Genomic DNA, 21191 nt, shown 5'->3' with positions numbered 1-21191 from the left:
TACCCCCGTCGAGCGGTCGGCGCGTCGCCGTTCCACGTTCCTGCAGGAGGATTTCCCACCGTGCGTAAAGTTCTGATCGCCAACCGCGGCGAGATCGCCGTGCGCATCGCCCGCGCCTGCCGCGACGCGGGCCTGGCCAGTGTCGCGGTCTACGCCGAGCCCGACCTGGACGCCCCCCACGCCAAGATCGCCGACGAGGCACACGCCCTGGGCGGGCAGACCCCGGCCGAGTCGTACCTGGACATCGGCAAGCTCCTGGCGGTGGCCGAGGCCGCGGGCGCCGACGCCGTGCACCCCGGTTACGGGTTCCTGGCCGAGAACGCCGACTTCGCCCGCGCCGTCATCGACGCCGGCCTGACCTGGATCGGGCCGCCCCCGTCGGCGATCGAGTCTCTGGGCGACAAGGTGCAGGCCCGCCACATCGCGCAGAAGGTCGGTGCCCCGCTGGTGGCCGGCACACCCGACCCGGTCGAGTCGGCCGAGGAGGTCGTGGCCTTCGCCGAGCAGCACGGCCTGCCCATCGCGATCAAGGCCGCCTTCGGTGGCGGCGGGCGCGGCCTCAAGGTCGCCTACGCCATGGACGAGGTGCGCGACGCCTACGAGTCGGCGGTGCGCGAGGCCGTGACCGCGTTCGGTCGGGGCGAGTGCTTCGTGGAGCAGTACCTGGACCGGCCCCGGCACGTGGAGACCCAGTGCCTGGCCGACACCCACGGCAACGTCGTGGTGGTCTCCACCCGTGACTGCTCGCTGCAGCGCCGCCACCAGAAGCTGGTCGAGGAGGCGCCGGCGCCGTTCCTGTCCCAGGACCAGAACGAGCGCCTGTACGCGGCGTCGAAGGCGATCCTGGCCGAGGCCGGTTACGTGGGTGCGGGCACCTGCGAGTTCCTGGTCGGGACCGACGGCACGATCTCGTTCCTGGAGGTCAACACACGCCTGCAGGTCGAGCACCCGGTCACCGAGCAGGTCACCGGCATCGACCTGGTGCGGGAGATGTTCCGGGTCGCCGACGGCGAGGAGCTGGGCTACACCGACCCGCAGGTGCGCGGGCACTCCTTCGAGTTCCGGATCAACGCCGAGGACGCCGGCCGCAACTTCATGCCGGCGCCGGGCACCATCACCGAGATGTCGCTGCCGGGCGGGCCGGGCGTGCGTGTGGACACCGGCTGCGAGGCGGGCTTCACCGTGCCGCAGGCCTTCGACTCGATGGTGGCCAAGCTGGTGGTGACCGGCCGGACCCGCGCCGAGGCGCTGCAGCGTTCCCGTCGGGCTCTGGCGGAGTTCACGGTCGGCGGCATGCCCACGGTGATCCCGTTCCACCAGGCGGTCGTGCAGGACCCGGCCTTCGCCCCGGCCGAGGCCGAGCAGCCCTTCGCGGTGTACACACGCTGGATCGAGACCGAGTTCGACAACCGGATCGAACCCTGGGCGGGCGCCCCGGGCGAGGCCGAGGAGGGCGAGCGCGAGCGGGTCACCGTCGAGGTGGGCGGCAAGCGTGTGGAGGTCGTGCTCCCGGCGTCGCTGGGCGCTGGGGCCGCCCCGGCCCCGCAGGCCGGCGGGAAGAAGAAGCGTGCGAGCCGGAAGGGCGGCGCGGGCGCGAGCGCCGCAGGCGGCGACGCGCTGGTCTCGCCGATGCAGGGCACGGTGGTCAAGCTGGTGGCCGAGGAGGGCGCGACCGTCGCGGAGGGCGACACGGTCGTGGTCATCGAGGCGATGAAGATGGAGCAGCCGCTGACCGCGCACAAGGCCGGGACCATCGCCGGTCTGAAGGTCGGCTCCGGCGAGACCGTCGGCAACGGCGCCGTGGTCTGCGAGATCAAGGACGCCTGACGGCCGGGAAGCACGGGGGCGGGTGCGGCCGGCGCCCGCCCCCGTGCGTGTTTCAGCCTGGCCTACCCGTCCGACGCAGCTGTGTGAGCCCGATGTCCAGTGCGCATGGTGCCTCCACCTTCATGTGCTCCCTGTAGGCGCCGACCATGGTGTAACCCCCGTTGATCGGATCGAGCTCGTAGGTATACACCACGAGAGTTTCCGTGCCTTCCAGCTCGGCGAGCCAGAAGTGAGGGATGCCGGCCCTGGCGTACAACTGGGGTTTGCGCTCGTGGTCACGCACCTTCGAATCGGGCGAGACGACCTCCACCACCAGCTGGACCGCCTCGGGGGCGACCCATGTGTCGTCCATGCTGGTGAACGCTTCGGAGCCCACCAACATCATGTCGGGCTCAGGACGCTGGCGTTCCCCGAGCACAAGGGAGAACGACCTGCAGGTGAGCATGCCGGCGGGGATCTGCCGGTCCATCTCGTCCTCGAACCGGCGGAGCACCAACATGTGGAACACGCTCTGGGGGCTCTTCGGAACGAGCGCGCCGTCAATGAGCTCGGTGTGCGGCGGGAGGTCCGGGATCCGGTCCAGGTCCTCGGCGGTGAAACCGGTGTACGGAGCCCGCGGGAGCACCACCCAGTCATCGAACCCCTGGCCGTGTGGGGGCACCTCGGGGTGAAGAGACATGTCCCTGCCTTCCGCTCGCACATCGACCTGATGACTCACAGTATCCGGACACCCCGGAGCGTGACTGGAGTTGGTCGAATTCGCTCGAAGGGCTTCCGGCGGGCGCTCCCGGTGATCCTCGACTCACGCTCCACCGGGAAGAAGCACGTGGAGCCCGGAGCGACAGGGGTCGTGGCCGCATGCCTCTCCCAGCCACTGACACCGGTGTATGGAAAAGGTAAGAAAACCGGGCTATCGTGCCTAATCGTGACGAACATCTGGGGACTGACGCGACGGTGGCACATCGACCTGTGCCGCCTCTGCAGCCACGCGTGTAGCTGACCGCGGCCCGAGCCCGCCCGCGCGCCCGACCACGGGCAGCGCAGAGGCGCCCTCGCCGGCCGCTCCCGTCCCACGTCACCCGACGGTGATCCCCTCTCCGACCCCCCGCGCCGAAGCACACCCGATGAGGCCCTGCCCCGCGTGTGCCCTCGGCCCCGCACACCACCTGGAGCAACACCGTGTCCGCACAGACCACCACCGAAGCGTCCCCGAGGCGCAGGACCTGGATCCCCTCGTTCACCGTCCAGGTCTTCATCGCGCTCTTCCTGGGCGTGGGCCTGGGCTTCCTCGCCTTCCAGATCAGCCCGCCCGACGGCGAGGGCGAGGCCACCAACGGCCTGGCCACCGCGCTCGACCTGTTCGGCAGCACGTTCGTGACGCTGCTGCAGACGGTCGTCCCGCCGCTGATCGTGCTCGCGGTCGTCTCCTCGATCGCGAACCTGCGCAACGTCACCAACGCCGCCCGGTTGGCCGGGCAGACCCTGCTGTGGTTCGCGATCACCGCGCTCATCTCGGTCTCCATCGCCATCGTGCTCGGCCTGACCATGCGGCCGGGCGTCAACAGCGGCGTCGACCCCGGCACCCAGGAGGGCCCGGACCGCGACGTGTCCTGGCTGGACTTCCTGGAGGGCCTGGTCCCCGCCAACATCCTGGGCCTGGAGGCCGAGACCACCGGCGCCGGCGACGACCTGTCCACGGGGCTGTCCTTCAATGTCCTGCAGCTCATCGTCATCGCCGTCGTGCTGGGCATCGCCGCCGTCAAGGTCGGCAAGCCCGCCGAGCCCTTCATCAACTTCATGCACTCGGCCCTGCAGGTCGTGCTCAAGGCGCTGTGGTGGATCATCCGCCTCGCCCCGATCGGTACCGTCGGCCTGCTCGGCAACGCGGTCTACAGCTACGGCTGGCACACCATCGGCGCGCTCGGCCAGTTCGTGCTCACGATCTACGTCGGCCTGGCGCTGGTGCTCTTCGTCGTCTACCCGGTACTGGCCCGCCTGCACGGGCTGTCCCCGGCCAAGTACTTCTCCGGGGTCTGGCCGACGGTGCAGCTCGGCTTCGTCTCGCGCTCCTCGATGGGCGTCCTGCCGATCACCCAGAAGGTGACCGAGCAGAACCTGGGCGTGCCGCGCTACTACTCCGCGTTCGCGGTTCCGTTCGGGACCACCACGAAGATGGACGGCTGCGCCGCGATCTACCCGGCGATCTCGGCGATCTTCATCGCGCAGTTCTTCCCCGGCATCAGCCTGGGCCTGACCGACTACCTGCTCATCGCGCTGGTCTCGGTCATCGGCTCGGCCGCCACCGCCGGCACCACCGGCGCGGTCGTGATGCTGACGCTGACCCTGTCCACGCTGGGTCTGCCGCTGGAGGGCGTGGGCCTGCTGCTGGCCGTCGACCCGATCCTCGACATGGGCCGCACCGCCGTGAACGTGGCCGGCCAGGCGCTGATCCCCGCCATCGTCGCCAAGCGCGAGGGCATCATCGACCTGGAGCGCTACAACGCACCGCGCGGCCGGACCGGGTTCGTCCCGACCGACGAGGAGCTCGCGGAGGAAGCCTCCGAGGGTTCCGATGAAGGGGACGCCGACGGTTCCCCGGGCTCGGACGGCGAACAGGGTTCCGAGTCCCGGGACAAGGAACCGGAGGCCTCCGTGTCCCCGGCCAAGGACTGACGAGGACCGACACAGAACGACCACGGCGGCGGCCCGGGACCCCGGTTCCGGGCCGCCGCTGTGTGTACGCAACCCCCGGTGGCGAGATACCGGGCACACCTGGGAACTGTGAGGATGCGCGGTTCGTCCTCGTGGTTGAGGGAGGCGAGAGGAACGATCATGTTGCGCCGCTTGGTAACACCCACAATGCTCACCGCCGGGATCGCCGCCGCGGTGATGACCGCCGCCGCGGCACCCGCTGCCGCCGACACCGATGAAGCCACCGGTCTGCCCGACACTCAGGACATCGTCAGCGATCTCGAGAACGAGGGCGTCTACGTCGATCCCGCGATCGATGTCGGCACCGGCGAGGGCGCGATCCCCGAAGGGGAGATCGCCGTCCTCGAGAACGCGGCCGCCCAGGCCGACACCCCCGTCTATTACGTTCTCGTCCCCGAGGGCAACACCACGTCCGAGGCCGGCGTGAACGCGTTCATGGAACCCGTCATGGCCGAGGTCGGCGACGGGGTCTACGGGGTCCTTTCCGGTTCCGACAATTTCGAGGTCACCTCACCGAACATCGAGGAGACCCAGGAGATCCGCGAGCTGTCCCTCCAGGAGGGTGGCGCCGACACCGGCAACGCCAACCCGATCGACACACTCGCAGCTGTCCCCGACGCTGCCACGGAGCTCGAGGAGGCCCAGGACGCCAACGCCACCTCCGGCTTCGTCCTGCTCACCATCCTCGTACTGCTCGCCGCGGCCGGCGGCTGGTACGTCTACAACCAGCGCAAGAAGCGCGAGGCCGAGAAGGCCAAGCAGCTCGAGGAGATCAAGCAGATGGCCACCGAGGACGTCGTGCGCCTCGGCGAGGACGTCTCCCGGCTCGAGATCGACCTGTCGAAGGTGGACGAACCGACCCGCGAGGACTATACGCGGGCCATGGACTCCTACGACCAGGCCAAGTCCCTCCTCGACACCATCCAGGAGCCCGAACAGGTCCGGATGGTCACCGGCGCCCTCGAGGACGGCCGGTACTACATGAAGGCCACCCGTGCGCGCCTGCGGGGCGAGGAAGTGCCCGAGCGCCGCGGCCCCTGCTTCTTCAACCCGCAGCACGGCCCCTCCACGCAGGACATCAGCTGGGCCCCGCCCGGCGGCAGCCCGCGTGAGGTCACCGCGTGCGACCAGTGCGCGGAGGCCGTCCGCGTCGGCGGCCAGCCCGACGTGCGCATGGTCGAGGTCGACGGCGAGCGCCGCCCGTACTACGAGGCCGGCCCCGCCTACTCGCCCTACGCCAACGGCTACTTCGGCATGACCATGATGATGGGCATGTTCAGCGGCATGATGATGGGCTCGATGATGGGGTCCATGATGGGCGCCGGGATGATGGGCGGCGGAGCCGAGGACATGGGCGACGCCGGCGGCGACTTCGACGGCGGAGGCTTCGACGGAGGGGACTTCGGCGACTTCGGGGGCTTCGACTTCTGACGCCGGGCCCCACAGGCCGTCCCCGTACCCCACGCTCCCTCACGGGCGCGTCGAGCAAGGCTCGGCGCGTCCGTTCTTCGTGTGCGGGCCCCTCCGTGCCCGGCCCCGCTCCCCCGAACGCGCGGCGGCCCCCGTCCCGCGCCGGGAACGGGGGCCGCAGTGAGCCCTGGGGGGCGGAGCGCCGTCCTACTCCGGGGAGGCCAGCATGAGGGAGCGGGCGGCCTCGGTGACACTGCCGGACAACGACGGGTACACCGCGAAGGTGTGCGCGAGGTCGTCCACGGTCAGGCGCTGCTGCACCGCCACCGACACCGCGAGGATGAGCTCGCTGGCGCGCGGTCCGACGATGACACCGCCGAGCACGATGCCGGTGTGCTGGCGGCAGATGAGCTTGACGAAGCCGTCGTCGACCTCGTTCATCTTCGCGCGGGGGTTCGTGTTGAGGGGCAGGGTGACCGAACGCCCGTCGATACGGCCGGTGCGCACGTCGTCCTCGCTGGCGCCGACGGCGGCCAGCTCCGGGTGGGTGAAGACGGTGGAGGCGACCGTGGACAGCTTCAACGGGGCGACGGCCTCGCCGAGCGCGTGCCACATGGCGATGCGGCCCTGCATGGCGGCCACGGAGGCGAGCATGTTCACGCCGGTGCAGTCGCCCGCCGCGTACACACCCGGGACCGTGGTGCGGGAGACGCGGTCGACGTCGATGAACCCGTTGTCGGCCAGGCGCACCCCGGCCTCCTCCAGGCCCAGGCCCTCGGTGTTGGGGATCATGCCGACGGTCATGAGGCAGTGGCTGCCCTCGACCACACGGCCGTCGGAGAGCGTGACCTCCACGCCCTCCCCGGTGTTGACGACCGACTCGGCGCGGGTGCGGCTGAGCACGGTCATGCCGCGGCGGGCGAAGACCTCCTCCAGCACCTCGGCGGCGTCGGAGTCCTGGGTCGGCATGACCAGCTCGCGCGAGGAGACCAGCGTGACGTCGGAGCCCAGCGACTGGTAAGCGCTGGCGAACTCGGCGCCGGTCACACCGGAACCGACGACGATGAGGCGCTCGGGCAGCTCGTCCAGGTCATAGAGGTGGCGCCAGGTGAGGATGCGCTCGCCGTCGGGGCGCGCGGTGGGGAGTTCACGCGGGTGGGCACCGGTGGCCAGCAGGACCACGTCGGCGCGCATGCGCTGGTCGTCCACGGCGACGATGTGCGGGTCGACCAGCCGCGCCTCCCCGCTGATGACCTTGACGCCCTCCTTGACGAGGCGGGCGTGCGTGTCCTCGGACTGCGCCTCGGCCAGGCGTTTGATCCTGGGGTTGACCTCGCTGAGGTGCACCTCGACGTCCGACTTGTCCTCGTGCATCACGGGGATGTGGATGCCGAGGTGGTCGGCCTCGCGTACGTAGGTGGTACGGGTCGAGGTGGCGATGAGGCTCTTGGACGGGACGCAGTCGGTGAGGACGCAGGCGCCGCCGATACCGTCGCGCTCCACCACCGTCACGTCCGCGCCGAGCTGCGCGGCGACCAGCGCCGCCTCGTAGCCCCCGGGACCGCCTCCGATGATCACGACCTTCGTCACGCTGCTTCACTCCCTCTGCGGGCGGCCCGCACACCCGTTCCCGGTCAGGGTCGATGTTCGGGCATGGCCGGGCTCCACCTGGTTTTATCGCTTCCTCCCATTGTCAGCCATGCGGACGCCCCTTCCGCCCGCCTGACACCCGATCGCCATCCAGCGTTGCGCTCCGGAAAAATACGATTACACAGCGGTAGCATCCGTCCCGTGAGCGATACAGAGCAGCCGCCCCGGACCACCGAACAGGCGAAGGAACTGGCGGAATCGGCCGCACAAGAGCTGCTGTCGCGCGCCGGCGCCGATTCCTTCGACGCCGTGGTGGTGCTCGGCTCGGGCTGGGCCGGCGCGGCCGAGACGCTGGGCACCCCGGACATCGAACTCGACGTGACCGATCTCCCCGGTTTCCACGAACCTTCCGCGGAGGGGCACACCCCCGCGGTGCGCAGCATGTGGGTGGGCGAGAAGCGTGTCGTGGTCTTCATGGGCCGGGTCCACCTCTACGAGGGGTACGACCCGATGGACGTGGCGCACGCGGTACGCACCGGCACTGCCGCGGGCGCGCGGACGGCGGTCCTGACCGGATCGGCCGGTTCGCTCCGCGCCGACATCGCGCCGGGCCAGCCCGTCGTCGTGCGCGACCACATCAACCTGACCGGGCGCTCACCGCTGGTGGGCGCCGATTTCGTGGATCTGTCCGGCACCTACACGACACGGCTGCGGGAGGTCACCCGCGAGGTGGACCCGTCGGTGGCCGAGGGTGTGTACGTGTCGACGGTCGGACCCCAGTTCCAGACCCCGGCGGAGCTGAACGTGCTGCGCCAGGCGGGTGCGGACCTGGTGGGCCGGTCGATCGCACTGGAGGCGATCGCGGCGGTCGAGGCCGGGGCCGACGTCCTGGGCCTGGCGATCGTCAGCAACGACGCCCTCGGGGCGGTCTTCGAACCGTTCGAGTCCGAGCGTGCCCTGGAGGTGGTCACCCAGCGGGCGCACCGCCTCGGGGAGCTCCTCAACAGGGTGCTCTCGCGCATCTGAACCGGGGAACCACACACCGTCGGCCCGGCCGGGGAGAGAGATCCGGCCGGGCCGACGGCATGTGTGCGCCAAGGAGGGACGCGTTGGTGTGCGTGCCCCACTCATCGGGGGAGGCCCCGCCCTGGCGGCACCGGCGTCCGGCGTGGCGAGCATGCACCCCGAGGCCGTGGGGTGGACGGCGCCGGGCGCTGCCAGGGCGGGTCGGGCACTCGTGTCCCGGGTGGCGGCCGCCGTGCAGGGTCCCCGCAGACCCCGTTGGACTCACGGCGGGCGTCACCTTCTCTTCCCGTTGAGCGGACGAACCGCACGTGCCTGAGGGGGGTTGCTCCGGAACGGGCCATCCGCGCGAAGCCCGCCCCGGAGCAATGTCCCCTTAGGCATGCCTTACCTAACCAGAGCTGGGGGTACGGCGTCAACCCTTCTCCCCATATGCGTCGGACCCGGCCCCCGAAGTCGGGAACCGGGTCCGGCACGGGCTTGCGGAAGCCCAGGTCAGGCCAGGAGGAACACCGCCACGAGCAGCGCGGCGGTCAGGCTCAGCACCAGGATCACCTCGACCGGCACCATCGCCTGGGGCCGGTCCTCGGCACCGATCGCGGCGGGCCCGGCCTCGGCCGCGTCCCGGATCGGACCGCTCAACGGGCGGGCCTTGTGCCGCTCGGCGTCGCGGCGCAGCTCGCGCGCCATCAGGTCGACCGGGCGGGCCTGCGTCGGGTCGTCGTCCACGTCGGTGTCGATGTGTCCGGCGTCCCGGCGCATGTTCTCGCGCACCTTGGACCGCTTGGACTCACGCAGCGGCCAGGAACGCACCGGCCCCGCGGGGGTGTGCACGCGGAGCACGTCCACGACGTCGATCCACGAGACCGCGTTCCAGGGCACGAAGACCTCGCGCAGCGGGTTGATCACCCGGATGCCGCGTTCGGTGGAGACCACCCGCGGCCGCAGCCACACGAGGTACACGCCGGCGATGCTCGCGACGAGGAAGGCGCCGGCGATCCACGCCATACGCCCCTCACCGCGCAGCAGCACGTCGGCCAGGAGCAGCAGCGCGATGACCGTCCACACGATCCCCATGACCCGTGTGGACGTGGCGTAGTGCGTGGTGCTCTTCTGCTCGGTCACTGGTCGGTCGCCCACTTCAGGCGGGCGTAACCCGGCTTGATGATGCCGTTGATGAGGGACAGGCGCTCGTCGAAGGAGAGGAACGCCGACTTCATCGCGTTGACCGTGAACCACTGCAGGTCGTCCCAGCCGTAGCCGAAGGCCTCGCTCAGCTTCGCGAACTCCCCGGACAGGTCGGTCCCGCTCTGCAGCCGGTTGTCGGTGTTGACGGTGACGCGGAAACGCAGATCGCGCAGCATGCCGATGGGGTGCTCGGCGATGGAGGACGCCGCACCGGTCTGCACGTTCGAGCTCGGGCACATCTCCAGGGGCACACGCTTGTCGCGCACGTACTGCGCGAGGCGGCCCAGGGTCGGGGCGCCGTTCGGGTGCGCGGTGATGTCGTCGACGATGCGCACACCGTGGCCGAGCCGGTCGCACCCGCACCACTGCAGGGCCTCCCAGATGGAAGGCAGCCCGAAGGCCTCACCCGCGTGGATCGTGAAGTGGAAGTTCTCCCGGCGCAGGTACTCGAACGCGTCCAGGTGGCGCGTGGGAGGGTTCCCGGCCTCGGCACCGGCGATGTCGAATCCCGCGACCCCGGCGTCGCGATAGCGCACCGCGAGCTCGGCGATCTCGGAGGAGCGCGCCGCGTGCCGCATGGCGGTGACGAGCTGCCCCGTGCGGATGGGGTTGCCCTGCTCGGCGGCGCGCTTCTCACCCAGTTCCAGGCCCTCCTGGACGGCCTCGACGACCTCCTCCAGGGAGAGCCCGCCCTCCAGGTGCTGTTCGGGGGCGTAACGCGACTCCGCGTAGACGACGCCGTCGGCGGCCAGGTCCTCGGCGCACTCGGCGGCCACGCGCACCAGGGCCTCGCGGGTCTGCATCACCGCGGTCGTGTGCGCGAAGGTCTCCAGGTACCGCTCCAGGGACCCGGAGTCGGAGGCCTCGCGGAACCAGTTGCCCAGCTCCACGGGGTCATAGGTGGGAAGGCCGGTGTAGCCGGTCTCCCGGGCCAGGTCGACGACGGTCTCGGGGCGCAGCCCGCCGTCGAGGTGGTCGTGCAGGAGCACCTTCGGCGCCCGCCGGATCTGCTCAACAGTCAGTGGCTGGTTCATGGTCCACAGCATGCCACCCGCCGCCGGACGCGCCCGCCACCCCCGGGTGGAAGTTACCGAAAATCCGGCAGATGGGGCGGTCCGCGCCGTCGGGGCACCGCGCGGACCCGCCGCCGGCCGCCGGGTCAGGCCATGGCACCGCTGTCGACGCGCTCCCCGCTCCGCGCGGCCTCCCACAGGGCGGTGAGCGCGGTGGTGGCGGCGAACCGGGTGCCGACACCGATGGCGCGCTCGTCGACGTCGAAGGTGCCGCGGTGCAGGTCGAGCATGGGCCCGTCCCAGTCCGGGGAGTGGGTGCCCAGGCGCGCCAGGGCGCCCGGCGCGTGCTCCAGGTACCAGGCGAAGTCCTCCCCGCCCAGGCTCTGCGGGGTGGAGGTGACCGCGTCCGGACCCAGGGCGCGGGTGACGGCCTCGCGCATGACCTCGACGCTGGTGGCCTCGTTGACCGTGGGCGGGACCCCGCGCCGGTACGTCACCTCGGGGCGCGCGCCGTACGCGGAGGCCACCGACTCCACCAGGCCCTTCACGATGTCGGGCGCCTCGTGCCAGGCCTCGTCGTCCAGGCAGCGCACGGTGCCTTCGGCCACGGCGTCGTCGGGGATGACGTTGGGGGCCGAGCCCGCGCTGACGCGTCCCCACACGAGGCTGAACCCTGCGCGGGGATCGACCAGGCGGGACAGCGCCGCCGGCAGTTCGGTGACGATCTTGCCCAGGGCGTAGACCAGGTCGGCGGTCAGGTGCGGGCGGGCCGTGTGGCCCCCGGGCCCGGAGAGGCGCACACGCAGCTGGTCGCAAGCGGCGGTGATGCCGCCGGTACGCAGCCCCACCTTGCCGACGGTGAGACGGGGGTCGCAGTGCAACGCGAAGACGCGGTCCACGCCCTCCATCCCGCCGGCCTTGACGACCTCCACGGCGCCGCCCGGCAGCTCCTCGGCCGGCTGGAAGAACAGCCGCACCCGCCCCGGCAGGGCCCCGGCCCGCTCCTGTTGGGCCAGGAACAGGCCGGTCGCCAGCAGCACGGTGGTGTGCACGTCGTGCCCGCACGCGTGCGCAACCCCCGGCACGGTGGAGCGGTAGGGCGAGCCCTCCTTCTCGTCGGTCAGCGGCAGCGCGTCGATGTCGGCGCGCAGGGCCACGACGGGCCCGGGGCCGGAACCGACGTCGCAGACCAGACCGGTGCCCACGGGAAGGACCTGGGGCTGCAGGCCGGCTGCCCGGAGGCGTTCGGCGATGCGGCCGGTGGTGCGGTGTTCGGCGAAGGCGAGTTCGGGGTGCATGTGCAGGTCCCGGCGAAAGCCGATGAGCTCTCGCTCGTTGCGGGCCAGGAAGGCCGTCAACTGTTCCGGCAGGTCATGTCCCTGCATGCGAGGGTCCCCTCTTCGTTCACGTCTTACCGCGCAGCCGGCTACGTCGCCGGCACGGACACAGCGCGAGTGGGATCACCGCTGCGGAGTTCGGCGGCGAGCAGATCCACGACGTCGGAGATCGACCCGCCGTCCGCGACGACCGCGCGCTGGCGTTCGTAGGAGGCGCCCTTGTCCAGGATCTCGGAGACCAGGTCCAGGTCCTCGGCGCAGCCCAGGCGGGCAGCGGTCGGCCGCAGCTCCCGAACCAGCTCGTAGAGGTCGTCGCGGAGCGGCACGGTGGTTCCGTGTGTGTCCGTGATGACCCGGGCGTCGAGTCCGTAGCGGGTGGCCCGCCACTTGTTGTCCTTCACGACCCAGGGGGGCGGGCTGGGTAGCCCGTACCCGCGGTCGAGCTGGGTATCGAACAGCTCCACCAGGCTCTGGGAGAGCGCGGCGGCCATTCCCACCTCGCGCAGCGTGGGAATTCCGTCGAACATCCGGATCTCGATCGTGCCGAAATCGGGGTGCGGACGGATGTCCCACCACACTTCCTTGATAGAGGCGATGGTACCCGCCCTGAGTAGTGTTTCGAGGTAATCCTCGAAAGCTCGCCAGTCCGGAAGGTTGGGCGGCGGGCCGGAGGTGGGTAGGGCTCCGAAGATGATGGACCGTGCCGACGCGAGCCCTGTGTCTCCCCCGGTCCAATAGGGACTGGAAGCGCTGAGGGCGAGGAAGTGCGGCAGGTAGTGGGAGAGCGCGTTGACGATGGGCACGGCCTTCTCCCGGTCGCGGACCCCCACGTGGACGTGCACGCCGCAGGTGAGGATGCGCCGCGCGAGCCACTGCATCTGGTCGACGAGCTCGACGTAGCGTTCCCCGGGGCTGAGCTCCTGGTCGCGCCAGTCGTCGACGGGGTGGGTTCCCGAGCAGGTCAGGGTGGTGCCCCACGGTTCGAGGACCTCGCGCATACGGGCGATCGTGCGGGACAGGTCGCCCTTGGCCTCTTCGACCGTCTCGCAGATGCCGGTGACCACCTCGATCTGCGACTGCATGAGTTCGTGGCGCAAGGGAGGGTGCGCACTTCCGGAACTGAGATCCGGAAGTGCGGTGAGAAGTTTGTTCGCTTCCTGACGCAAGTGTCGGGTTTTATGGTCGACGAGTTGGAGTTCCCATTCCACTCCGATCGTCGGGCGTTCGGATGACGTGAACGAAATGGCCATCTTCCGTCCTCCAGGGGGGTCGTGCAGCCTTTTCCCGGCCGCTTTTCCCGGCGAACCGGGACAGAGGAGGACTACCCCGCCGGAGCCCGCCGCATACGGAGCGAACACACCGTGGAGGACGAACGACCCTTGTCCTGCACGGACCGGGCGGGCTCGGGCTCGGAACGGACGGGCCTCAGCCCCGGTCGCCCCCGCCGCGGCGGGTGAGCACCGCGGCGGCGCCTGCAGTGACCGCCGCCGCCACGGTCGCCATGAGCGCCGCGAGGATCCGCTGGGCCAGGCGGCGCTCGGCCAGGGCCTCCGGCGAGGGGCGCAGGACCTTCACACGCCGGGTCCAGTCCAGCCCGTTCTCCTCCGGCAGGGGCAGGGACCCGGTGTAGGGCGGCATGACCGGCAGCCACGTCGCCGTCCACGCGGCGCTGAAGAGCACCAGGCGCATGACCAGGTTGATCCACACCAGCAGACCGACCAGCACCGCGAAGGACGCGTAGACCGGGTTGGTGAGCGTGCCGGCCAGCAGCAGCGTGGCGGCGCTCTTGAGCAGTTCGAACCCGACGGCGCCGATGAGCGCGCCCCACCACATCGGGCGGGTGGGGCGCCCCGCCCCCGACAGCAGCGAGAAGGCGAGCACGAAGATCAGCACGTTCATGGCGGTCGCCACCGCCAGGGCCAGCAGGCGCAGGGCCAGCCCGGCGATCACCGATCCGTCCAGACCCACCAGCGAGAGCATCCAGTACGTCGCCGTCTGGCCCACGCTGGTGAGGGCGACCGTGAGCAGGAGGCCGGTGCCCAGGCCCGCCATGACCAGCAGGTCGGCGCCCTTGCGCACGAAGAAGTTGGGGCCCTGGCGCAGGCTGTTCAACCAGATCGCGTGCAGGGCCTCGCGCGCCGCCGCCACCGAATTCAGGCCCGCGTAGAGCAGACCCAGACCACCGATGAGCCCGGCACCCACACGCGCGTCGGCGATCTGCTCCACCGGCAGTTGGTCCGACAGCCCCGGCAACGCCTCGTCCAGGGCATCGTTCAGGTACTGCTGCAGCTCGACGTCGACCGCGGTGAGGTAACCGACGACCGCGAAGGCCAGAGCGAGCAGCGGGAAGAAGGACAGGAACGCGAAGTAGGTCACCGCGCCCGCGAGCTGGTTCCCGTTCTGGTCGGAGTACCGCTCGTAGGCGCGCACCAGGTGGTCCGCGGCGGGGCTGCGCTGCCGCAGCTCCCAGTAGGTGTCCATCGCGGTGTTCTGTGCGCGTTGCGCAGCTCCGCGGGCCCGCTCGGCCACCGACGTCATCTGTCCCCTCCTCCGTCCCGGGCGGCTCCGCTCCGGGCACGGCGCTCGGCGTTCTCGGGAGCCACACCCTATGGCCCTGCTTGGCGAACGCCCAGTTACCTGCTGCGCGTCGCCCCAGCGGCACTCTCGCTGCGTTCTCATCAGTCAACGGCACATCCGGGCCGGGCCCCCGCTGTGCGATATTGCTGAGCTTGCGAAGCAGTGCACAGTAGGGGCCTCCTTCTTCGGCCTTGCGATAGCACCACTGTCCCGCCCGTCGCCCGCCACCACCCTCAAACGACGCCTTCGGCGCAGTAGTTGGTCGAAGCGACGGAAGGCGTCCACCAAACAGGCCCGGCCCTGCCTTCCCGCCCTCGAAGTGACCACGCCCACGCACGGGCCGCGCCCGGGGCGGTGCATCCTGGAGGGTGGACGGGGGACACAGCGGGAGAAGGGGACGTGCGGTGGGGGGCGCGGGGACACGGTTGCGCGCGGCGCTGGGCCTGGGCCCGGCCGGACCGAGGGGCGCCTGGCCGCGGAACCCTCCCGACCCCGACGCGCTCGCGCAGGCGTTCACGGAGCGCTTCGGCGTACCCCCCGCGGGGGTCTGGCACGCACCCGGCCGCCTGGCGCTCATGGGCGAACACACGGCCGTGAGCGAGGGCGCCGGCCTGTACGCGGCGCTGCCCTGGGGTGTGCGGGTGGCTCTCGGGCCCACCGAGGACGCCCAGGTGCACGCCGCCACCCCCGAAGGCCCTCTGCGCGCGCGTTCCGCGATCGCCGCCGAGATCTCCGCCGCCGTCGACCGCGCCCGCCGCGACGCGGTGCTGGCGCCCGGGGCCGGGGTCCGCGCCGTCGTCGCCGCCGACCTGCCCGACCACGCCTCCCTGGGGTACACGTCCGCGCTCCGGGCCGCCACGGCGCTGGCCCTGGCCGACCTGGGCGGTGCCCCGCCTCCGGAGGGTGCCGACGCGGGCGAACGGGTCGCGCTGGTGGCCCGCCCCGGGTGCGCGGTCCGGGTCAACCACAAGAGCCTGCGCACGACGGTGCTGCCCTTCGACCTGGCCGCCGAGGACCTGCACCTGCTCGTGGCCGACACCGGGTCCCGCCACCGCCGCGACCTGCGCCGGGCACGGGAGGACGAGCTCCGCCGGGCCGCGGGGATCCTCGGTCCCCTGCGCGCGGTGCAGGACCTGCCCGCGGCGCTGAACCGGATGCCGAACGCGGCGATGGCCCGCCGCGTGGAGTACGCGGTCACCGAGGTCCACCGCCTCAACGCAGCCGTGGGCCTGCTGCGCGCCGACCGGTTCGGGGAGGTCGGCCCGATCCTGTCCGCCTCCCACCTGTCCCTGCGCCGCTTCGAGCTGCCCACGGCCGACGTGGACCTGGCCGCCGAGTCCGCTTCGCGCGCGGGCGCCCGGGGTGTGCGCATGAGCGGCTGGCACGGGACCGCGTTCGCCCTGGTCGGCGACGACCGGCTGGAGCGGGTACTGACCGGCGTGGAGCGCGCCTTCGCAGGCCGGGGGGACCGCGCCCCGCACCTGCGCACGGCCCGGCCGGCCGCCGGTGCACACCGCCTGCGCTGAACCGGACATCCCGGCCGTACTCGGCGCACAGAACCCGGATCGCCCGCGTGGCAGGAGATATGCGCACCGACAGGGCCGAATCCGGAAACAGGTGCGAACCCGGCTACGCTGTCTGGCGATCCCACAGGGGTGAAGGCGAAGGCATCACGCGGAACGGGGACGGGCAGAATCCATGGCTGATCGACGAGACCCGGGCGGGCACGGTCCGACCGGGGAGCACGACCGGGGCGGGGTGTTCCGCCGCGGCGGCGGAGGAGGGCCGGGCGCCCCCGACGAGTTCGAGAAGCTCTACCGCCCCCGCGAGTCCGAGCAGCGGGTGGTCGGCGAGACCCGGCGGATGCCGTCAGCCGACGAGATCCCGCCGGCGGGCCGGGAGAAGCGGCGCCGCCGCACCCACTCCGATGCCCGCGAGTACGACGGGCGCGGCATCAAGCGCAGGGCCCGCGAGCGCCGCAAGCGCCGGTTCACGACCGTGCTGGTCATGATCCTGGTCGTCGTGCTGATCGTGCCGCTCGGTTTCTACCTGTGGGCCGACTCGCGGTTGGACCGGGTCGAGGCGCTCCAGGACTACGACGGCCGCCCGGACGAGAGCCGCGGGGACCTCTACATGATCGTCGGCTCCGACAGCCGCGACGGCATGGACGACGACCAGATGGAGGAGCTCGCGACCGGCAGCGCCGAGGGGCAGCGCACCGACACGATCATGCTGCTGTACACCCCGCGCGACGGCGATCCCACCATCGTCAGCGTGCCGCGTGACTCCTACGTCCCCATGGCCGTGCCCGGCTACGCGGACAACAAGATCAACACCGCCTACGCCGACTCGGTGTGCGGCACCGACGAGGAGGGCGAGGAGGTCTGCGGCGGGCCCGCGCCCCTGGTGGAGTCCTTCGAACGCGCTTCTGGTGTGGCGGTGGACCACTACGTCGAGATCGGCATGGGCGGGTTCGTGGACCTGGTCGACGCGGTCGGCGGCGTGGAGATGTGCCCCGAGGAACCCATCGCCGACCCCAAGGCCGGCCTGGACATCGAGGCCGGTTGCCAGGAGATGGACGGCGGGACCGCACTGGGTTACGTGCGCACCCGCGCCACCCCGCGCGCCGACCTCGACCGCATCCAACGCCAGCGGGAGTTCTTCTCGGCGCTGATCGAGGAGGCGAGTGCGCCCTCCACGATGTTCAACCCGTTCCGCGCCGGTCCGCTGGTGATCGCGGGGACCGACACCTTCACCGTCGACGAGGGCGACAAGCTCAGGCACCTGGCGAGCATGCTCCTGGCCATGCGCGGCGGTATCGAGACGACGGCGATCCCGGTCGGCGACACCCCGACCATGCCGGACGTGGGTGCGGTCGTGACCTGGGACGAGCAGCGCTCGGAGATGATGTTCGAGGCGATGCGCGAGGGCGAGCCCATCCCCGAGGAGGCCATGGAGGACTAGCTCCTCCCCGGTGGACGCCTCGTGGGTCCAGCCGTCCCCGGCCCCGGTGACACGGGGGCCGGGGGCGGGGTTCTCCCGCCGGGCGCCTCGGCGTGAAGGACCCCTGACAAAGGCGAAGGGCCCGCCACCGGAGTGACGGGCCCTTCTGTGACGTTCCGAGCTGTGCGCGCCTACCCCCCAGCGGGCGCACTGCCGGCACGTCGGTCTGTGACCTGCGGGTCGAAACCCGCTCTGGCCTGCCGGTTCTCACCGGCGTGTCTCCACAATAAGTCAAAGTTCGCCAAAGACGCGAATCGTATGCACGTGTCATACGTCGCATCGGCGGGGAGCGGGGGTCGAGCAACACCCTCATCGTGGCACCGAACCGCCCCGCATGCCCGCCGAACACGGAAAACGCGCCCGGAAAATCTCTGAGGGCCACCCGGGCCGCACACACGCGTGCGCCCGGCCGAACCCCTCTCAGGGGCCGACCGGGCGCACGAAAGCGGCAAAGGGATGACCATCCGCCGCCAAGAGATCAGACCCCGTCCGGAGCCCGGTCCCCCTGTGGAGTGCGTCCTCAGGCGAGGCGCTTGCTCAGGTTCTCGTCCAGCGCGGCGAGGAACTCCTCGGTGGTGAGCCAGTCCTGGTCACCGCCGACGAGCAGGGCGAGGTCCTTGGTCATCTGACCGCCCTCGACGGTCTTGACGACGACGTCCTCGAGCGTCTGGGCGAACTCGACCACCTTCGGGGTGTTGTCGAGCTTGCCGCGGTGCTCCAGACCGCGGGTCCACGCGAAGATGGACGCGATCGGGTTGGTCGAGGTGGGCTTGCCCTGCTGGTGCTGGCGGTAGTGGCGCGTCACGGTGCCGTGGGCGGCCTCGGCCTCGACGGTGCTGCCGTCGGCGGTGCGCAGGACCGAGGTCATGAGGCCGAGCGAGCCGAAGCCCTGCGCGACCGTGTCGGACTGCACGTCGCCGTCGTAGTTCTTGCAGGCCCAGACGTAGCCGCCCTCCCACTTGAGCGCCGCGGCGACCATGTCGTCGATCAGGCGGTGCTCGTAGGTCAGGCCGGCGGCCTCGAACCGCTCCTTGAACTCGTTGTCGTAGATCTCCTGGAACACGTCCTTGAACATGCCGTCGTACGACTTGAGGATCGTGTTCTTGGTGGACATGTAGACCGGGTAGTTGCGGTCCAGGCCGTAGTTGAGGCTGGCGCGCGCGAAGTCCTCGATCGACTTCCGGTAGTTGTACATGCCCATGGCCACGCCGCCGGCCTCGGGGAACTCGGCGACGTCGAACTCGATCGGCTCGCTGCCGTCCTCGGGCGTGTAGGTCATGGTGACCGTGCCGGGGCCGGGGACCTTGAAGTCGGTGGCCTTGTACTGGTCGGCGTGGGCGTGGCGGCCGATGATGATCGGCTGCGTCCAGCCCGGCACCAGGCGCGGGACGTTCTCGGCGATGATGGGCTCGCGGAAGACGACGCCGCCGAGGATGTTGCGGATGGTGCCGTTGGGCGACCGCCACATCTTCTTCAGGCCGAACTCCTCGACCCGGGCCTCGTCCGGGGTGATGGTGGCGCACTTGACGCCGACGCCGTGCTCCTTGATGGCGTGGGCCGCGTCGACGGTGACCTGGTCGTCGGTGCGGTCGCGCTCCTCGATACCGAGGTCGTAGTACTTGAGGTCGATGTCGAGGTAAGGCAGGATCAGTCGGTCCTTGATGAAGGACCAGATGATCCGGGTCATCTCGTCACCGTCGAGCTCGACTACGGGGTTCTCGACCTTGATCTTGGCCATGGCTGTGTGGCTGTCCCTTCAGTCTCGGCAACCGCCTCGTGCAGCGGGTGCCGTGCCCCGGCTCGTGACCGGGGCGCGGCGGCTCTCCGCGCACGGCAATCCCGTGATCCCTCCCGGTGTCCGTGCACACCGGGGAGGCGGTGTCTTGTCGTTTCGCGGTATCTCGACATCAAGCTTATTCGACGCCTAGACGGACAGTTGCGGCGCCACCCACGCGAGCACGATGAGCAGGCACGCCATCCCGACCAGCACGGTCAGGTCGACCCACCTGCGGCGCACCGCGAGCATGCCGATCCAGTCCTTGGGCAGGACCAGCCGGAACACCGCCGCGAGCATGAGCGCCCCGGCGATGATGGCGGGGCCGCGTTTGAAGTAGGCGAACCCGACGACCGCGATGCCCGCCGCGAGGCCGGACAGCACGAGCGCGTACGGCACCTGGGTGAGCCACGGGGGGATCTTCGACGGAGCGGGCTCGTCGGCTACCGGCCCCTCCGTCTGCTCGGCGCCCGTCTCCGGTGCCCCTTCGGGGGTGTTCTCGTTCTCCTCCGGGACGACCTCTTGCCCCGGGGTGACCTCGGCACGGCCCTCGCCGTCGCCGGGGGTGCTCTCCTGGGGGACGTCGCCGTCCGGGGTGCCCGAGTCCGCCACTTGCGTCTGCTCCGCCCTGTCCACCGCGTACCGACCCGTTCGGTTCGTGTGCTTGGCCGCCGCGCGGCTCGTTCCACGGTCGCTTCCCGAGGCCGTCGACGGACCGTGGCGGCCGGGGAGGACCACGGTCATTGTATTGGCCCGCGTCACCCAGGCCCCCGAGCTCACGGTAACGGTCCGGTCCTGTCCGGAGCGACCGCAGACCGTTTCCAGGCCCGCCACGGCCACAGACCCGTATTTGCCGCGCCTTGTCCGCCTAACTCCGGAGTAAGCGCGTAGAACCAGTGCAGCCCGGGTAACCCAGGAGGTGTTCCAGTGCCACGGTGAGCGAGGACCACCCCCATGAAGCCCACTCCAAGCGCGGACCAGACCACCACCCCCCGACCGTCCTTCCCCCACCGTCGTCAGCACCCCCGGACCCCGGTCACCACGACGGAGGACACCACCGCAGAGGGCCCCTACCTCAAGATCGACTCCTCCGGTGACGTGCGCTCCCTGGCGGGCGAGGTCACCACCGTCGGCCGGGGCGAGGGCGCCGACATACACCTGCGCGACCTGACCGTGTCTCAGCTGCACGCCGAGCTGGTGCGCCGCGGGCCCTACGTCTACGTCGTCGACCTGGGGCTGTCCCGCAACGGCACCCGGGTCAACGGGCGCCCCGTCGCCCGCCGCGTGCTCAAGGAGGGCGACGTCCTCACGTTCGGCACCGCACGCTGCCGGGTGGGCGGCCTGCCGCGCGAGCAGCTGCGGCCCGACCTCGAACTGCGGCGCGAGTCCGTGCCCGACCTCACCCGGCGCGAGCTCGACGTGCTCACCGTCCTGTGCCAGCCGGCGCTCTCCGACGAGGCCTTCGTCGCCCCGGCCACGGCCCGCGACATCGCCGAGGCGCTCGTGGTGACCGAGGCCGCGGTCAAACAGCACCTGCTGCGGCTGTACCAGAAGTTCCGTATCCCCGAGGGCCAGAACCGGCGCACCCGGCTGGCCAACGAGGTGGTCTCGCTGGGACTGGTGCGCCCGATGCCGGAGGGCACCGCACGCTGGGCCAGTTGAGCCGCGTTCGGGTGGGACCGCAACGGCGGGATCCTGCTGCCGGGTCGAACGGTCGGACCCGGCAGCAGGAACAGG

Annotated in this window: 16 protein-coding genes; 7 read left to right on the top strand and 9 right to left on the bottom strand. The window is 70.9% G+C overall.

Annotated elements, in window-relative coordinates; all coding sequences use genetic code 11:
- The first annotated feature begins 60 nt into the window (after positions 1–60).
- Positions 61–1827, top strand: a complete 1767-nt coding sequence (locus IDM40_RS11135; protein ID WP_193121880.1) for an acetyl/propionyl/methylcrotonyl-CoA carboxylase subunit alpha — start codon at positions 61–63, stop codon at positions 1825–1827.
- 52 nt (positions 1828–1879) lie between these two features.
- Here the strand turns inward: IDM40_RS11135 and IDM40_RS11130 are convergent, their stop codons facing one another.
- A complete protein-coding gene (locus IDM40_RS11130; RefSeq protein WP_193121879.1) occupies positions 1880–2506 on the bottom strand; it encodes a Uma2 family endonuclease in 627 nt (208 codons plus the stop codon).
- Between the two features lie 500 nt (positions 2507–3006).
- Here IDM40_RS11130 and IDM40_RS11125 point away from each other — a divergent pair, with 500 nt between their 5' ends.
- A complete protein-coding gene (locus IDM40_RS11125) occupies positions 3007–4500 on the top strand; it encodes a dicarboxylate/amino acid:cation symporter (protein WP_193121878.1) in 1494 nt (497 codons plus the stop codon).
- A 186-nt stretch (positions 4501–4686) separates the two neighbouring features.
- Positions 4687–5970, top strand: a complete 1284-nt coding sequence (locus IDM40_RS11120; RefSeq protein ID WP_193121999.1) for a chemotaxis protein CheA — start codon at positions 4687–4689, stop codon at positions 5968–5970.
- A 186-nt stretch (positions 5971–6156) separates the two neighbouring features.
- Here IDM40_RS11120 and IDM40_RS11115 read toward each other — a convergent pair whose 3' ends face one another.
- Entirely contained in the window at positions 6157–7539 is a 1383-nt protein-coding gene (locus IDM40_RS11115; RefSeq protein WP_193121877.1) for an NAD(P)H-quinone dehydrogenase, read from the bottom strand.
- Positions 7540–7740: 201 nt separating this feature from the next.
- Between IDM40_RS11115 and IDM40_RS11110 the strand changes: the two genes are divergently transcribed.
- Complete coding sequence (locus IDM40_RS11110; protein ID WP_193121876.1) at positions 7741–8565, top strand: purine-nucleoside phosphorylase; 825 nt, start codon at positions 7741–7743, stop codon at positions 8563–8565.
- 492 nt (positions 8566–9057) lie between these two features.
- On the opposite strand, the gene IDM40_RS11105 is transcribed toward IDM40_RS11110, so the two are convergent.
- The 5 genes from IDM40_RS11105 to IDM40_RS11085 form a co-directional block, all read right to left on the bottom strand.
- Entirely contained in the window at positions 9058–9687 is a 630-nt protein-coding gene (locus IDM40_RS11105; RefSeq protein WP_193121875.1) for a PH domain-containing protein, read from the bottom strand.
- Positions 9684–10784 carry an adenosine deaminase gene (locus IDM40_RS11100; RefSeq protein WP_193121874.1) on the bottom strand — a complete coding sequence of 367 codons (1101 nt, stop codon included), beginning with the start codon at positions 10782–10784 and terminating at the stop codon, positions 9684–9686. The genes IDM40_RS11105 and IDM40_RS11100 overlap by 4 nt, the downstream gene beginning before the upstream one ends.
- A gap of 125 nt (positions 10785–10909) precedes the next feature.
- Entirely contained in the window at positions 10910–12148 is a 1239-nt protein-coding gene (locus IDM40_RS11095) for an amidohydrolase (RefSeq protein ID WP_193121873.1), read from the bottom strand.
- Positions 12149–12189: 41 nt separating this feature from the next.
- The gene (locus IDM40_RS11090) at positions 12190–13350 is read right to left on the bottom strand and encodes a glutamate--cysteine ligase (RefSeq protein ID WP_193121872.1); all 1161 of its coding nucleotides are present in this window, start codon (positions 13348–13350) and stop codon (positions 12190–12192) included.
- Positions 13351–13525: 175 nt separating this feature from the next.
- The gene (locus IDM40_RS11085; protein WP_193121871.1) at positions 13526–14638 is read right to left on the bottom strand and encodes a YihY/virulence factor BrkB family protein; all 1113 of its coding nucleotides are present in this window, start codon (positions 14636–14638) and stop codon (positions 13526–13528) included.
- Between the two features lie 443 nt (positions 14639–15081).
- On the opposite strand from IDM40_RS11085, the gene IDM40_RS11080 reads away from it, so the two are divergent.
- Complete coding sequence (locus IDM40_RS11080) at positions 15082–16203, top strand: galactokinase family protein (RefSeq protein ID WP_193121870.1); 1122 nt, start codon at positions 15082–15084, stop codon at positions 16201–16203.
- A gap of 172 nt (positions 16204–16375) precedes the next feature.
- A complete protein-coding gene (locus tag IDM40_RS11075) occupies positions 16376–17641 on the top strand; it encodes an LCP family protein (protein WP_193121869.1) in 1266 nt (421 codons plus the stop codon).
- Between the two features lie 559 nt (positions 17642–18200).
- On the opposite strand, the gene IDM40_RS11070 is transcribed toward IDM40_RS11075, so the two are convergent.
- Together IDM40_RS11070 and IDM40_RS28810 are read right to left on the bottom strand one after the other, a co-directional pair.
- The gene (locus IDM40_RS11070) at positions 18201–19418 is read right to left on the bottom strand and encodes an NADP-dependent isocitrate dehydrogenase (RefSeq protein WP_193121868.1); all 1218 of its coding nucleotides are present in this window, start codon (positions 19416–19418) and stop codon (positions 18201–18203) included.
- 186 nt (positions 19419–19604) lie between these two features.
- A complete protein-coding gene (locus IDM40_RS28810; RefSeq protein WP_193121867.1) occupies positions 19605–20066 on the bottom strand; it encodes a DUF3017 domain-containing protein in 462 nt (153 codons plus the stop codon).
- A gap of 342 nt (positions 20067–20408) precedes the next feature.
- Here IDM40_RS28810 and IDM40_RS11060 point away from each other — a divergent pair, with 342 nt between their 5' ends.
- Positions 20409–21116, top strand: a complete 708-nt coding sequence (locus tag IDM40_RS11060; RefSeq protein ID WP_216630625.1) for an FHA domain-containing protein — start codon at positions 20409–20411, stop codon at positions 21114–21116.
- Positions 21117–21191: the final 75 nt, after the last annotated feature.

This window comes from Nocardiopsis coralli (assembly GCF_014892575.1).
Taxonomy (GTDB): Bacteria; Actinomycetota; Actinomycetes; order Streptosporangiales; family Streptosporangiaceae; genus Nocardiopsis; species Nocardiopsis coralli.
The sequence above is the reverse complement of the archived record's forward strand: the minus strand, read 5'-3'. Positions and strand labels throughout refer to the sequence as shown.